Annotated in this window: 13 protein-coding genes; 8 read left to right on the top strand and 5 right to left on the bottom strand. The window is 72.9% G+C overall.

All coding sequences use genetic code 11. The features are described from left to right. Nucleotides 1-138: 138 nt before the first annotated feature. The 4 genes from galE to idi all read left to right on the top strand — a co-directional run bounded on the left by galE (nt 139) and on the right by idi (nt 3,700). Entirely contained in the window at nt 139-1,119 is a 981-nt protein-coding gene (galE, locus tag WJM95_RS28260) for a UDP-glucose 4-epimerase GalE (protein WP_339132755.1), read from the top strand. Between the two features lie 136 nt (nt 1,120-1,255). Then, nucleotides 1,256-2,194 carry a cation diffusion facilitator family transporter gene (locus WJM95_RS28255; RefSeq protein WP_339132753.1) on the top strand — a complete coding sequence of 313 codons (939 nt, stop codon included), beginning with the start codon at nt 1,256-1,258 and terminating at the stop codon, nt 2,192-2,194. 256 nt (nt 2,195-2,450) lie between these two features. Beyond that, on the top strand, nt 2,451-2,981 hold the full coding sequence (locus WJM95_RS28250; protein WP_339132751.1) for an N-acetyltransferase: 531 nt from the start codon (nt 2,451-2,453) through the stop codon (nt 2,979-2,981). Between the two features lie 125 nt (nt 2,982-3,106). Continuing rightward, on the top strand, nt 3,107-3,700 hold the full coding sequence (idi, locus tag WJM95_RS28245; protein WP_339132749.1) for an isopentenyl-diphosphate Delta-isomerase: 594 nt from the start codon (nt 3,107-3,109) through the stop codon (nt 3,698-3,700). Nucleotides 3,701-3,715: 15 nt separating this feature from the next. Here the strand turns inward: idi and WJM95_RS28240 are convergent, their stop codons facing one another. Next, nucleotides 3,716-4,216 (bottom strand): ATP-binding protein, encoded by a 501-nt coding sequence (locus tag WJM95_RS28240; protein ID WP_339135892.1) that lies wholly within the window; start codon nt 4,214-4,216, stop codon nt 3,716-3,718. 300 nt (nt 4,217-4,516) lie between these two features. Here WJM95_RS28240 and WJM95_RS28235 point away from each other — a divergent pair, with 300 nt between their 5' ends. Beyond that, nucleotides 4,517-5,260 (top strand): enoyl-CoA hydratase-related protein, encoded by a 744-nt coding sequence (locus WJM95_RS28235; protein WP_339132747.1) that lies wholly within the window; start codon nt 4,517-4,519, stop codon nt 5,258-5,260. Between the two features lie 70 nt (nt 5,261-5,330). Here the strand turns inward: WJM95_RS28235 and WJM95_RS28230 are convergent, their stop codons facing one another. Both WJM95_RS28230 and WJM95_RS28225 read right to left on the bottom strand, forming a co-directional pair. Then, nucleotides 5,331-5,966, bottom strand: coding sequence for a DJ-1/PfpI family protein (locus WJM95_RS28230; protein ID WP_339132745.1), 636 nt, complete (start codon nt 5,964-5,966; stop codon nt 5,331-5,333). Nucleotides 5,967-6,246: 280 nt separating this feature from the next. After that, nucleotides 6,247-7,200 (bottom strand): GlxA family transcriptional regulator, encoded by a 954-nt coding sequence (locus WJM95_RS28225; RefSeq protein ID WP_339132743.1) that lies wholly within the window; start codon nt 7,198-7,200, stop codon nt 6,247-6,249. Between the two features lie 112 nt (nt 7,201-7,312). Between WJM95_RS28225 and WJM95_RS28220 the strand changes: the two genes are divergently transcribed. Together WJM95_RS28220 and WJM95_RS28215 are read left to right on the top strand one after the other, a co-directional pair. Then, entirely contained in the window at nt 7,313-8,179 is an 867-nt protein-coding gene (locus tag WJM95_RS28220; RefSeq protein ID WP_339132741.1) for a hypothetical protein, read from the top strand. A gap of 156 nt (nt 8,180-8,335) precedes the next feature. Then, on the top strand, nt 8,336-10,729 hold the full coding sequence (locus WJM95_RS28215; RefSeq protein ID WP_339132738.1) for a Tex family protein: 2,394 nt from the start codon (nt 8,336-8,338) through the stop codon (nt 10,727-10,729). 74 nt (nt 10,730-10,803) lie between these two features. Here the strand turns inward: WJM95_RS28215 and WJM95_RS28210 are convergent, their stop codons facing one another. Together WJM95_RS28210 and WJM95_RS28205 are read right to left on the bottom strand one after the other, a co-directional pair. After that, a complete protein-coding gene (locus tag WJM95_RS28210) occupies nt 10,804-12,444 on the bottom strand; it encodes an ABC-F family ATP-binding cassette domain-containing protein (protein WP_339132736.1) in 1,641 nt (546 codons plus the stop codon). A 36-nt stretch (nt 12,445-12,480) separates the two neighbouring features. Then, the gene (locus WJM95_RS28205; RefSeq protein ID WP_339132734.1) at nt 12,481-13,521 is read right to left on the bottom strand and encodes an oxidoreductase; all 1,041 of its coding nucleotides are present in this window, start codon (nt 13,519-13,521) and stop codon (nt 12,481-12,483) included. Between the two features lie 66 nt (nt 13,522-13,587). On the opposite strand from WJM95_RS28205, the gene WJM95_RS28200 reads away from it, so the two are divergent. Next, nucleotides 13,588-14,544 (top strand): FAD-dependent oxidoreductase, encoded by a 957-nt coding sequence (locus WJM95_RS28200; protein WP_339132732.1) that lies wholly within the window; start codon nt 13,588-13,590, stop codon nt 14,542-14,544. Nucleotides 14,545-14,571: the final 27 nt, after the last annotated feature.

Genomic DNA, 14,571 nt, shown 5'->3' with positions numbered 1-14,571 from the left:
CATCAGGGATCACGGGCCCCGGTCACAAGCACCGGTGCGCGGACCGGAACATTCCCGGCAGGGCGTACGGCACGTCATTCTTCCCCGAAAGCGGGGCACACCGGGCGCCGACGCGGACCCCGCATAGGGTGGTCGTCCATGACATGGCTGATCACAGGCGGAGCCGGATACATCGGGGCACACGTGGCGCGGGCGATGGCGGGTGCCGGGGAGCGCGTCGTGGCCCTCGACGACCTGTCGTCGGGGGTGCCGAACCGGCTCCCGCGGAGCATTCCCCTCGTCCAGGGGTCGTCCCTGGACGGTGATCTGCTCAAGCGGGTCCTGGCGGAGCACGCGATCACGGGGGTGGTGCACCTCGCCGCCCGCAAGCAGGTCGGCGAATCCGTGGCCGAGCCGACGCGCTACTACCAGGAGAACGTGGGCGGTCTCGCGACCCTGCTGGAGGCCGTGGCGGGGGCGGGCGTCGAGCGGTTCGTGTTCTCCTCGTCGGCCGCCGTCTACGGCAACCCCGACGTGGACCTCATCACGGAGGACACCCCCTGCGCCCCGATGAGCCCGTACGGCGAGACGAAGCTCGCCGGCGAGTGGCTGGTGCGGGCGGCGGGCCGGGCGCACGGTATCTCCACGGTGTGCCTGCGCTACTTCAACGTGGCGGGCGCGGCCTCCCCGGAGCTGGCCGACACCGGGATCTTCAACATCGTCCCGATGGTGTTCGACCGGCTCACCCGCGGCGAGGCCCCGCGGATCTTCGGCGACGACTACCCGACCCCGGACGGCACCTGCGTACGCGACTACATCCACGTCGCCGATCTCGCCGAGGCGCACCTCGCGGCGGCCCGGCGGCTGACCGAGGGCGCGAGCGGCGATCTGACGGTGAACATCGGCCGGGGCGAGGGAGTCTCGGTACGGGAACTCGTGACGCTCATCTCCGAGGTCACCGGAGACCCGGTCCGGCCCGTCGTCGAACCGCGCCGACCCGGCGACGCCCCGCGGGCGGTCGCCTCGGCCGCTCTGGCCGCCGCCGAGCTGGGCTGGAGCGCGCGCCGAGGGGTCCGCGAGATGGTGGAGTCGGCCTGGCGGGGCTGGCTGCTGCACCACCCGGGGACCACCGGCGCCTGAACCTGTCCGACGCTCTGACCTGCGGATCGTTTCCGCAGGTCAGAGCATATGACAACGGTGTTCAGTGCCGCGTTGCCCGATACCCCCCGCCCGTAGTTGACTGGCACGACCGAGCGGAACACAGGAGGCGGCTTTCATGGGGGCTGGGCACGACCACGGGCACGGGCACGGAGCTCCCCCGTCCGGTACGGCGACCGCCGCGTACCGCGGGAGGCTGCGGGTCGCGCTGGCGATCACGCTCACCGTCATGGTCGTCGAGATCTTCGGCGGTCTGCTGGCCGACTCGCTCGCGCTGGTCGCGGACGCGGCCCACATGGCGACGGACGCGCTGGGCCTCGGCATGGCGCTGCTCGCGATCCACTTCGCGGCACGCCCGCCGAGCGAGAAGCGCACCTTCGGCTACGCGCGGGCCGAGATCCTCGCCGCGCTCGCCAACTGTCTGCTGCTGCTCGTCGTCGGCGGCTACGTGCTCGTCGAGGCGATCCAGCGCTTCATCACGCCCGCGGACACCCACGGCGGCCTGACGATCGCGTTCGGCCTGTTCGGACTGGTCGCCAACACCGTCTCGCTGACGCTGCTGATGCGCGGGCAGAAGGACAGCCTGAACGTGCGCGGTGCCTTCCTGGAGGTCGCGGCGGACGCGCTGGGCTCGGTGGCGGTCATCCTCGCGGCCGTGGTGATCATGACCACCGGCTGGCAGGCGGCGGACCCGATCGCCTCCATCGCCATCGCGCTGATGATCGTCCCGCGCACCTGGAAGCTGCTCCAGGAGACGCTCGACGTCCTCCTGGAGGCGGCGCCCAAGGGGGTGGACATGGCGGAGGTGCGTGCCCACATCCTGGCGCTCGACGGTGTCGAGGACGTCCACGACCTGCACGCCTGGACCATCACCTCCGGTATGCCGGTGCTCTCCGCGCACGTCGTCGTCAGCTCCGACGTCCTGAACGCGATCGGCCACGAGAAGATCCTGCACGAACTCCAGGGCTGTCTGGGCGTGCACTTCGACGTCGAGCACTGCACGTTCCAGCTGGAGCCGAGCGGACACGCGGAGCACGAGGCGAAGCTCTGCCACTGACGCTCCCCGGGCTCCCCGCGCACTCGCCCCTCCCCGGGCCCGCCGCGCACGCGCGCCGGGCGGGAGCGGCATCGGGAAATCCGGAGGCGGCGCCGGGCGGGCGCTGCTAGCTTGGCGGGGATCCCAGGAGGTGGGTTGATGACGGCCTTCGCCGGCGCTGCCCCGCGCAGCGACCTCAGCGTCCCCGTCCTCCGGGCCCGGGGCTGACCGCCGTTCATCCGTCGCGTCGGCCGGGCCCCTCGTCCAAGGGTTTCCCATGACCGACCACTCAGCACACAGCACCGCCTGGCGCACCCGTCAGGAGACCCCGGCCGACGCGGCCGAGGTGCACGCCGTGACCGCCGCCGCCTTCGACCGGGCGGAGGAGGCCGATCTGGTGGACGCGCTGCGTCTCGATCCGGGGGCGTGGCTTCCCGGCCTGTCGTACGTGGCCGAGGCACCCGACGGCACGATCGCGGCGTACGCCCTGATCACCCGCTGTCACGTCGACGACGTGCCGGCGGCCGCGCTGGCGCCGGTCGCCGTCCGTCCCGACCTGCATCGCCGGGGCGCCGGATCGGCGGTCGTCCGCGCGGTGCTGGAGGCCGCACGCGCGCGGGGCGAGGGGCTCGTCCTCGTGCTCGGGCATCCCGGGTACTACCCGCGCTTCGGCTTCGTACCCGCCGTGGACCACGGGATCCGTCCCGGTTTCGACGTGCCGCCCGAACATCTGATGGCCCTCGTCCTCGACGGTTCCTCGCCGGTGGCGCCGGGCACGATCAGGTATCCGGCCGCGTTCGGCGTCTGATCCCCTGCCGGCCGCGTGTCCCGCCCCGCGACCCCGGGGCGGGACATGCGGAGAGTCGCGAAGTGCCGGGAGTGCCGGATTCGTACGGCAGACTTGGGGCTGGAAAACCGATGCGAAGGATGGGTATGCCGATCACACCTGCCACCGCGACGCACAGTTCGTCGAACGGCACCGCTGAAGCGATCTTGCTGGAGCTGGTCGACGAGGACGGCAACACGATCGGCACGGCGGAGAAGCTCGCGGCCCATCAGGCGCCGGGACAGCTGCACAGAGCGTTCTCGGTGTTCCTCTTCGACGAGCAGGGCCGGCTCCTGCTCCAGCAGCGCGCGCTCGGCAAGTACCACTCCCCCGGTGTGTGGTCGAACACCTGCTGCGGACATCCCTATCCGGGCGAGGCCCCCTTCGCGGCGGCGGCCCGGCGCACGTACGAGGAGCTCGGGGTGTCGCCGACGCTGCTCGCCGAGGCGGGCACGGTGCGTTACAACCACCCGGACCCGGACTCGGGCCTGGTGGAGCAGGAGTACAACCATCTGTTCGTCGGAATGGTGCAGTCGGCACTGCGGCCCGACCCGGAGGAGGTCGGCTCGACGGCGTTCGTGACCGCCGCCGAACTGGCGGAGCGGCACGCGAAGGACCCGTTCTCGGCCTGGTTCATGACCGTGCTGGACGCGGCCCGGCCGGCGATGCGGGAGCTGACGGGTCCGTCCGCGGGCTGGTAGCCGGCCCGCGGGCGTTCAGGCGCTCGGAGCGAGCGGCAGGGCGGCCCAGATCACCTTGCCGCCGCCCGCGGTGTACTCGACGTCGCATCCTCCGCCGAACTCCCTGGTCACCTCGCGCACCAGCAGGAGGCCCCGGCCGCCGGTCTGCCCGTGGTCGGCCTCCAGCGCGGTCGGACGGTACGGGTGGTCGTCCTCGACGGACACTCGCACCCAGTCCGCGCCGACCGCGACCTCCACCGCGAGCATCGGCGACAGAAGTGCCGCATGCTTGACCGCGTTCGTGACCAGTTCGGAGACGATCAACAGCAGTCCCTGAACGACATCGTCCGAGACCGGCACCCCCTGGCGGACCAGCAGATCACGGACGGCGTGCCGCGCCTGCGGCACCGAGGCGTCGACGGCGGCGGCGGTGAACCGCCACACTCCCTCGTACGGAAGCGGTCCCGGCGATCTGACGTCGGGAGTCACCACTGCGCCTTCGGGGCTCGGGTCGGACCCCCGCCCGAGGTTCTCCATCGTCCGGTCGCCACCCTTGCGCTCGATTGTCACCACACGTCGAGTGTTGGTAATGCGCCGGTCCGTACCGGTTGACTGAACAGAAGTCAGCAATTATCGCCGATTCCTGATCGTGAATGCGAGAGAAAGTCGTTTCTACGACAGCTGTTATCGCTTTCATGCCAGTTTCCGAAACTATTCGGGTTGTACGGGTTTGCCCCTTCCTGCCGGCCCCGCGCGTTCCCCGCGGCTCCCTCGTCCGCGCGGCGGCCCGGGACCATGATCGAAGTCCGGCCGGCCGGGGCGGATAGCATCCGGCGTATGGAGCCGCAGCTGTTGCACCACGTCGGCGACGGGGTCGCCACCGTCGTCATCCATCACCCCGCCAAGCGGAACGCCATGACGACACCGATGTGGCGAGCGCTTCCGCCGCTGCTGGACGCGCTGGCCGCGCGCGCCGACGTGCGCGCGCTCGTGCTCACCGGTGAGGGCGACACGTTCTGCGCCGGTGCCGACATCTCGGCCCTGCGGAAGTCCCCTGACGAGGCCCAGGGACTCGCCGTGCTCGCCGAGGAGTCCCTCGCCGCGTTCCCCAAGCCGACGCTGGCCGCGATCCGGGGGTACTGCGTGGGCGGCGGATCCCAGCTCGCCGCCGCCTGCGATCTCCGATTCGCCCAGGAGGGTTCGCTGTTCGGGGTGACCCCGGCGAACCTCGGCATCGTCTATCCCGCCTCCTCCACCCGGAGGCTGGCGGCCCTGGTGGGACCGTCCGCCGCCAAGTACCTGCTCTTCTCGGGCGAGTTGATCGACACCGAGCGCGCGCTGCGCACCGGGCTCGTGGACGAGGTGCTGCCCGAGGGCGAACTCGACAAGCGGGTCGCGGAGTTCACCCGTGTCCTGGCCGCGCGTTCCCTGCTGACGCAGTCGGCGGCCAAGGAGTTCGTGAACGGGCGCACCGACCGTGACGCCCACTGGACCCGGCAGGCACGCGCCGGCGACGACACCGCGGAGGGGGTCGCCGCCTTCCTCGAACGCAGGCAGCCGCGCTTCACCTGGGCTCCGTGAGGGCTGCCGGGGTCGCACGGCAGGTCGAAGCGGCGCCCGGCGGGGTCCGCGGTACGAGACGTCCTCGCCTCTACGTCAGCGGGAAACGGCTCCCGCTCCGGAACTTCTCGACGAGGTGCGCGGGGGCCTTCTCCGGGGACCCGGCGTCGTAGGGCGGCTGCGGGTCGTACTCCGTGAGCAGCTGGACCGCCTGGGCGTGTTCGTCCCCGGCGATCCTCCCGAGCAGGGCGAGCCCCATGTCGATGCCCGAGGAGACACCGGCCGAGGTGACGTACGGGCCGTCGAACACGACCCGCTCCCCCGTGGGCTCGGCGCCGAAGCGCTTGAGTTCGTCGAGGGCCAGCCAGTGGGAGGTGGCCCGGCGGCCGTCCAGGAGCCCCGCGGCCGCGAGCAGCAGCGAGCCGGTGCACACCGAGGTCGTCCAGAGACTGGTGGAATCGGCGGCCCGCAGCCAGTCGAGGAGCACCGGGTTGTCCATCTGGTCGCTCTGGCCCGGCCCTCCCGGGACGACCACGATGTCCGGGTGCGGCACCTGCGCGAGGCTCTTGTCCGCTGTCAGGGCGAGCCGGCCGGTGTCGGAACGGACCGGCCCCGTGCGCTCGGCGACGAAGACGGTGTCCGCGTCCGGGAGCCTGCCGAGGGTCTCGTAGGGGCCGACGGCGTCCAGGGCGGTGAAGCGGTCGTAGAGGACGATGGCGATCTGCATCGGGGTCCTTACGTCGAAGGGGTGGACCGCGGGCGTCCGGGTGGACGCCGGGCGGCGGGCTGGTCGCCCCGGGCGGAGCGGCCGGGCCGTCAGGCGACGGGGGCCGCCGGCCGGGGCGGTCGGGCGCGGTGGGACCGTCGGCCGGTGCCGTCGGGGGCCGTCGGCCGGTAGGGGCCGTCAGCTGGTATGGGGGCCGTCGGCCGGTGGGGCCGTCAGCCGATAGGGGCCGTCAGCCGGTATGGGGGCTGTCGGCCGGTGGGGCCGTCAGCCGATGGAGCCGTCAGCCGGTGGGGGCCGGTCTGAAGCGGCGCCGGTATTCGGCCGGTGCCGAGCCGAGGAGCTTCACGAACGCGCGGCGCATGGCCTCGGGCGTGCCGTAACCGCAGGCCCGTGAGACCTCCTCGACCCCGTCGGCGGTGTCCTCCAGGAGACGGCGCGCGTGTTCGAGCCGCACCTGCTCCACGTACCGGCCGGGCGTCGTGCCCGTCTCCGTCCGGAAGGCACGGGCGAAATGGCGCGGCGAGAGACGGGCGCGGACCGCGAGCGACTCGACGCTCAGATCCTCGCCCGGATGCTCGGAGATCCACTGCTGGACCTCCCTCAGCGGTTCGCGTGCCGCGGTCTGGGCGGCGAGCTGGGCGCTGAACTGGGCCTGGTTGCCAGGTCGCCGCAGGAAGACGACGAGATGCCGGGCGACGGTCAGTGCGGCCTCACGGCCCAGGTCCTCCTCCACGAGGGCGAGGGCCAGGTCGATGCCGGAGGTGACACCCGCCGAGGTGGACACGTTCCCGTCGCGGACGAAGATGGGATCGGGCTCGACCGTGACCGCCGGATGGTCGCGGGCGAGCCGGTCGCAGTAGGCCCAGTGGGTGGTCGCGCGACGGCCGTCGAGCAGGCCCGCCGCCGCGAGCAGGGCGGCGCCGGTGCACACCGAGACCAGGCGCTCGGCGCGCGGGCCGTGGGCGCGCAGCCAGTCGGTCAGGCGGGGATCCGGGCGCCGGGTGCCGCTGCCGCCGGGGACCAGCAGGGTGTGCGGGGGCGGCGTGCCGGCGAGCGGGCGGTCCGGGACCATGACGAGGCCGCTGGAGGAGCGGACCGGGCCGCCGTCCAGGGAGGCCGTGCGGATCTCGTACGAACCGCTTCGATACGTTCCGGCGCCCGCGAACACCTCAAGGGGGCCGGTGACGTCGAGGCTCTGCACGCCGTCGAAGAGGACGATCAGCACCGTTCGCATGTCCCGATTCTCGGCCGGTGCGCTCATGGCGGCAATGACGAGAACCCCACCTTTCCTGCCATCGGGGATCCGGAGGTTCACGGCATACCAACCAGTCGGTAATGTGCGGGGTATGACCCCTCCCCTGCCGGAGCGCGCCGGCCGACGCTGCCACAACGTCCTCAATCCGCTGCACTCGACGCACTACTTCTCGCCCGATCTGGGCCGTGAGCTGGCCGCGGTCGGCATCGACGACGAGCGCGCCGGGTACTTCGCGGTGCGGTCCGCCGCGATGGGCGCGGTCGGCGCGGGCACGGTGACGGCGACGTTCTTCAACTTCCGGCACGAACTGGTCGCCGGGCACGTGCCCGCCGTGTGGCGGACCGCGTCTCCGGAGACGGTGCTCGGCGCCCGGCTGCGCGCCGTGGACGCGACGCTCACGCGGCTGCTCGGCAAGGACGTCATCGCCTCCGCGGAGGTGGCCGAGGCCGCGGAGCTCGCCCTGCGCGCGACCGAGGCCTGCGGCAGGACCGCCCGGCCTCTGTACGCCGCGCACGCGGACCTTCCCGTGCCCCAGGAGCCGCACCTGGCGCTCTGGCACGCGGCCACCCTGCTGCGCGAGCACCGGGGCGACGGCCATCTCGCGGCGCTTCTCGACGCCGAGCTCGACCCGGTGGAGGCCCTGGTGAGCCACACCGCGACCGGCAAGGGCATGGCGCCCCGCTGGGTCCTCGGCACCCGTGGCTGGTCCCGGCAGGACTGGGAGGCGGCGTCCGGGCGGCTGCGGGCGCGCGGGCTGCTGGACGCGGACGGCGAGCTGACGCAGGCCGGCACGGAACTGCGCCGGGACATCGAGGACCGCACGGACCGCCTCGACCGCGCGCCGTACGAGCACCTGGGCGCGGCCGGGGTCGAACGGCTCACCGAGCTGGCGAGGGGCCTGCTGCTGACGGCGTTCGCCGCGGGCGCGTTCCCGGACGGAATGATCGGCAAGGGCTGAGGGGCCCAGCGGTACCCGGCCGCGTGCCGCGAGCCGGGGCGCCGATCGGGCCCGCGCGCGGCGCGCGGTGCCCCCGTGCGGTGCCCTGAGCCCCCGTTGTCGGTGTCACCTGCCACAATTGCCGCGCAACCTCAGTGGAGAAGGCGGTACGGGATCGTGACGACACCCCTCGTAGGGTCCATCGAAGGCAGGATCGCCGAAGAACTCGGTGTGCGGGAACGGCAGGTCAAGGCGGCCGTCGACCTGCTCGACGGCGGCTCGACGGTGCCCTTCATCGCCCGCTACCGCAAGGAAGCGACCGAGATGCTCGACGACGCGCAGCTGCGCACCCTCGAGGAGCGGCTGCGCTATCTGCGGGAGCTGGAGGACCGGCGGGCCGCGATCCTCGACTCGGTGCGCGAGCAGGGCAAGCTCAGCGCCGAGCTGGAGGCGCAGATCAGGGGCGCCGAGACCAAGGCGCGCCTTGAGGACATCTATCTGCCGTTCAAGCCCAAGCGGCGCACCAAGGCGCAGATCGCGCGCGAGGCGGGCCTGGAGCCGCTGGCCGAGGGCCTGCTCGGCGACCCGTCCGTGGAGCCGTTCGCGGCCGCGGCGGCCTTCGTCGACGCCGACAAGGGCGTGGCCGACCCGCAGGCCGCCCTGGACGGCGCCCGGGCGATCCTCACCGAGCGGTTCTCGGAGGACGCCGACCTGATCGGCGAGCTGCGCGAGCGCATGTGGGTGCGCGGAAGACTCGCCGCCAAGGTGCGCGACGGCAAGGAGGAGGCCGGCGCCAAGTTCGCCGACTACTTCGACTTCGCGGAGCCCTTCAAGGCACTGCCCTCGCACCGGATCCTCGCCATGCTGCGCGGCGAGAAGGAGGACGTCCTCGATCTCGTCCTGGAGCCGGAGGAGCCCACCGAGGGACCGTCCTCGTACGAGGGGATCGTCGCGCACCGCTTCGGCATCGCCGACCGCGGCCGGCCCGGCGACAAGTGGCTCACGGACACCGCCCGCTGGGCCTGGCGCACCCGCATCCTGGTGCACCTCGGCATCGACGTGCGCCTGCGGCTGCGCACCGCCGCCGAGGACGAGGCGGTGAACGTCTTCGCGGCGAACCTGCGGGACCTGCTCCTCGCCGCCCCGGCGGGCACGCGCGCGACGCTGGGCCTGGACCCCGGCTTCCGCACGGGCGTGAAGGTCGCCGTGGTCGACGCGACCGGCAAGGTCGTCGCCACGGACGTCATCCACCCGCACGTCCCGGCCAACCGGTGGGACGAGGCCATCGCCAAGCTCGCCCGGCTCGCCGAGCAGCACGCGGTCGATCTGATCGCGATCGGCAACGGCACGGCCTCCCGCGAGACCGACAAGCTCGCCGGCGAGCTGATCACGAAGCACCCGGAGCTGAAGCTCACGAAGGTGATGGTGTCCGAGGCGGGGGCGTCGGTGTACTCGGCGTCCGCGTTCGCCTCGCAGGAGCTGCCCGACATGGACGTGTCGCTGCGCGGCGCCGTCTCCATCGCGCGCCGGCTCCAGGACCCGCTGGCCGAGCTGGTGAAGATCGACCCGAAGTCGATCGGCGTCGGCCAGTACCAGCACGACCTGTCCGAGGTGAAGCTGTCCCGTTCGCTGGACGCGGTGGTCGAGGACTGCGTGAACGGCGTGGGCGTGGACGTGAACACCGCCTCCGCCCCGCTGCTGGCCCGGGTCTCCGGCATCACCTCCGGCCTCGCGGAGAACATCGTGGCGCACCGCGACGCCAACGGTCCCTTCACCTCCCGTACGGCTCTCAAGAAGGTGGCCAGGCTCGGCCCCAAGGCGTACGAGCAGTGCGCGGGCTTCCTGCGGATCCGGGGCGGCAGCGACCCGCTGGACGCGTCCAGCGTGCACCCGGAGGCGTACCCCGTGGTGCGGCGGATGGTGAAGACGGCGGGCAGCGAGGTCGCCTCACTGATCGGCAACACGGGCGTGCTGCGCTCGCTGAGGCCGGCCGACTTCGTCGACGAGACGTTCGGTCTGCCCACCGTCACGGACATCCTCAGGGAGCTGGAGAAGCCGGGGCGCGACCCGCGGCCCGCCTTCAAGACGGCCACCTTCAAGGAGGGCGTGGAGAAGATCTCCGACCTGTCCTCCGGGATGGTCCTGGAGGGGGTCGTCACGAACGTCGCGGCCTTCGGGGCGTTCATCGACATCGGCGTCCACCAGGACGGCCTGGCACACGTCTCCGCACTGTCGAAGACCTTCGTGAAGGACCCGCGGGACGTCGTGAAGCCGGGCGACATCGTCAAGGTGAAGGTGCTGGACATCGACATCCCGCGCAAGCGGATCTCGCTGACGCTCCGGCTGGACGACGAGGCCGCGGACCCGGCGGCCGAGGGCGGCGGCCGGCCCCAGCGGGGCGGGCGTCCGCCGCAGCAGCGCGGCCAGCAGCGGCAGGGCCGCGGCGGCGGTGCCGGGGGCGGCACCGGCGGCGGGGGCGGTTCCCGGCAGGCTCCGGCGCCGTCGAACAGCGCCATGGCCGACGCTCTGCGCCGCGCGGGCCTGACCGGCCCCGAGCGGGGCCGGAAGTGACACCGGCCTGACGTACGGGAAGGGGGCGACCGCCGATCGGCGGTCGCCCCCTTCCCGTACGGCGGCAGCGGGGCTCAGCGTTCGGTGACCTTGCCGTCCGCCACTTCCAGGCGGCGGGTCGTGCGCACGGCGTCCAGCATGCGGCGGTCGTGGGTGACCAGCAGGAGCGTGCCCTCGTAGGTGTCCAGCGCGGCTTCCAGCTGCTCGATGGCCGGCAGGTCCAGGTGGTTCGTGGGCTCGTCGAGGACCAGCAGGTTGACGCCACGGCCCTGGAGCAGTGCCAGCGCGGAGCGCGTCCGCTCGCCCGGGGACAGCGTGGCCGCGGGGCGCAGGACGTGCTCCGCCTTCAGGCCGAACTTGGCCAGCAGGGTGCGGACTTCGGCGGGTTCCGTGTCCGGTACGGCCGCGCCGAACGCGTCCAGCAGGGACTCGGAGCCGTGGAAGAGCTTGCGGGCCTGGTCCACCTCGCCGACGACCACGCCGGAGCCGAGCGTGGCGTGGCCCGAGGTCAGCGGCACCCGGCCGAGCAGCGCGCCCAGCAGGGTCGACTTGCCCGCGCCGTTCGCGCCGGTGACGGCCACCCGGTCGGCCCAGTCGATCTGGAGGGTCGCCGGGCCGAAGGTGAAGTCCCCGCGCCGTACCTCGGCGTCCCGCAAGGTGGCGACGACCGCGCCCGACCGCGGGGCCGCCGCGATCTCCATGCGCAGCTCCCACTCCTTGCGGGGCTCCTCGACGACGTCCAGCCGCTCGATCATGCGCTGCGTCTGCCGGGCCTTCGCGGCCTGCTTCTCGCTGGCCTCGCTGCGGAACTTGCGGCCGATCTTGTCGTTGTCGTTGCCCGCCTTGCGCCGGGCGTTCTTGACGCCCTTGTCCATCCAGCCCCGCTGCATCTGGGCCCGGCCTTCGAGGGCGGAGCGCTTGTCGGCGTACTCCTCGAAGTCCTCGCGGGCGTGCCGGCGGGCGGTGTCGCGCTCTTCGAGATACGCCTCGTAACCGCCGCCGTAGAGCGTGATCTGCTGCTGGACCAGGTCGAGTTCGAGGACCTTGGTGACCGTGCGGGTCAGGAACTCGCGGTCGTGGCTGACGACGACGGTGCCGGCCCGCAGACCGGAGACGAAACGCTCCAGGCGCTCCAGGCCGTCCAGGTCGAGGTCGTTGGTGGGCTCGTCGAGGAGGAAGACGTCGTAGCGGGAGAGCAGCAGGGAGGCGAGTCCGGCGCGGGCCGCCTGGCCGCCGGACAGGGACGTCATCGGCTGGTCGAGACCGACGCCGAGCCCCAGGGAGTCGGCGACCTCCTCGGCCCGCTCGTCCAGGTCGGCGCCGCCGAGGTCGAGCCAGCGCTCCAGGCTGTTCGCGTACGCGTCGTCCGCGCCGGGCGCCCCGTCGACGAGCGCCTGCGTCGCCGCGTCCATCACCCGCTGGGCCTCGTCGACGCCGGTCCTGCGGGCGAGGAAGTCCCGTACGGTCTCGCCCTCCCGGCGCTCCGGCTCCTGGGGCAGGTGCCCGACGGTCGCGGAGGGCGGGGAGAGCCGCAGCTCGCCCTGTTCCGGGGCGAGGAGGCCGGCGAGCAGCCGCAGCAGCGTGGACTTGCCCGCGCCGTTGGCGCCGACGAGCCCGATCACGTCGCCGGGCGCGACGACGAGGTCGAGTCCGGCGAACAGAGCGCGGTCGCCGTGTCCGGCGGTGAGGTTCTTGGCGACGAGGGTGGCAGTCATCAGGGAGCCGATTTTAACGGCCCGCCGCCGCGCCCTTCACCGCCGATCCCGGCGGCCCCCGTGGGTGACCGGTTCCACCAGGACGCCTCCCGACGTCCGGGCCACGACGAACGATGTTCCCCTGACGGCTCCGGCCTGGAGCGGGATCCGGTGGTGGCCGGTCGGCAGGACGCCGTCGAAGACGTCGTGCGCGTGGGTGCGCGCGAGGCGGTCGCGGCGGTACGCGGTCAGCCGGACCCGGCAGGTGGAGGTGACCTCGACCCCGGCCTCGTCGTCGGCGGCGACCAGCCGGGTGAGCCGGCGCAGTTCCACCGGGCTGCGGTCCAGGGCGTGCTCGATCTGGGCGACCAGCAGCGGAACGATCGGGGCGAGGCCCTCGACCTGGGCGACCTCGACGCCCGCGCCGCGGAACGACGCGCGTACGGCGGCTCGTGCCGCCTCGGGGACGGCCCGGCCGAACAACACCGCGCCGTAGGAACGCAGTTCGTCCGGGGGCACCCCGGCGGTGTCGCGGGCGATGTCCGCGCCGATGCCGATGGCCCGCAGGGCGGCGGCCGGCTTCGCGAGCGAGGAGCCCCGGGCGCCGATCAGCAGCACACGGCGGCGGGCACCCGCGTCGGCGTCGAGCAGGGAGGACAGCGCGCCGCGGTACTCGGGTCCGCGGAAGCGGAACGGCCCCATGCCGTGGTAGCCGTTGAGTTCCAGGTCGGGCCGCTCGCCGGTCTGCCAGGCGAAGTCCCGCCAGACGTAGTCGTCGCCGTCCCGCTCGATGAGCGCGGTCACGGCACCGCACTCGATGCTCTCGCACTCGGGGCAGCCGTAGATGACGTGTCTGCCCCCGGCGAGCGGCGCGTCGGCCTCCAGGAGCAGACCGCGCACCTGGGCGGTGAAGATCGCAGGGGGTACGTCGGAGGCGAGCGGGGAGACGGCGTCGAGGTCGGAGAGCCGGAAGAGCAGCGGGCGTCCGTCGACGACGAAGTCGACGAAGTCCCGGTGGACTTGACAGTCACCGTCGGTGAGGACTCCACCGGCACGCATCGCCGGTGCCAGGCCGAATGTGGCGTACTCGGAGGACATGCTGTGAGTATTCCCGGACGGAGAGTGACGAGACCATGTTCCGGCGACTTCCGCTAGCGTCCCGGCATGGAGAACCCCGGGAGCGGTGAAGTGATCGTGGTCGGCGCGGGTGTCGTCGGCCTGACGACGGCCCTGGTGCTGGCGGAGGCCGGCCGACGGGTCGGGGTGTGGGCGCGGGAGCACTCCGAGCGGACCACCTCGGCTGTTGCGGGGGCCCTGTGGTGGCCGTACCGCATCGCGCCGGAGGCGTCGGCCCGTGAGTGGGCGCTCGATTCGCTCGGCGTGTACGAGGAGTTGGCGGCGCGGCCCGAGGACAGTGGCGTACGCCTGGTCGAGGGGGTCATGGGCGAGACGGGACTGGACGAGCTGGGATCGTGGGCGGCCCGGGTGCCGGGGCTGCGCGCGGCGAGAGCCGAGGAGTACCCGGGGCCCGCGTTGCGGGCGCGGCTGCCGTTGATCGACATGCCCGTGCATCTGCGCCATCTGCGGGAGCGGTTGCTGCGGGCGGGCGGCACGGTCGAGGAACGTACGGTGACCGACCTCGCGGAACTCGACGCGCCGGTCGTCGTGAACTGCTCGGGCCTCGGTGCCCGCGAACTCGTCCCGGATGCCGCGGTACGGCCCGTGCGCGGGCAGCTCGTGATCGTCGAGAACCCCGGGATCCGTGAGTGGGTCGTCTCGAAGGACGCCGTGGACGGGACGACGACGTACGTCTTCCCGCAGCCCGACCGGGTGATCCTCGGCGGCACCACGGACGAGGACGACTGGTCCCTGGTCCCCGACCCCGAGGTGGCGGCGCGCATCGTCGAGCAGTGCGCGGCGCTGCGCCCGGAGGTCGCCGGAGCGCGGGTGCTCGGTCACCGGGTGGGGCTGCGGCCGGTGCGCGAGGCGGTCCGGCTGGAACGCGAGGTCCGGCCGGACGGGCGGGTGCTGGTGCACAACTACGGGCACGGGGGTGCCGGGGTGACCGTGGCGTGGGGGTGCGCGCGGGTGGCGGCGGAGCTGGTCGGGACGGGTGCGTGAGACGGCCGGACGCGCGGGCATGGACGC

The organism is Streptomyces sp. f51, from assembly GCF_037940415.1.
GTDB lineage: Bacteria > Actinomycetota > Actinomycetes > Streptomycetales > Streptomycetaceae > Streptomyces.
The sequence above is the reverse complement of the archived record's forward strand: the minus strand, read 5'-3'. Positions and strand labels throughout refer to the sequence as shown.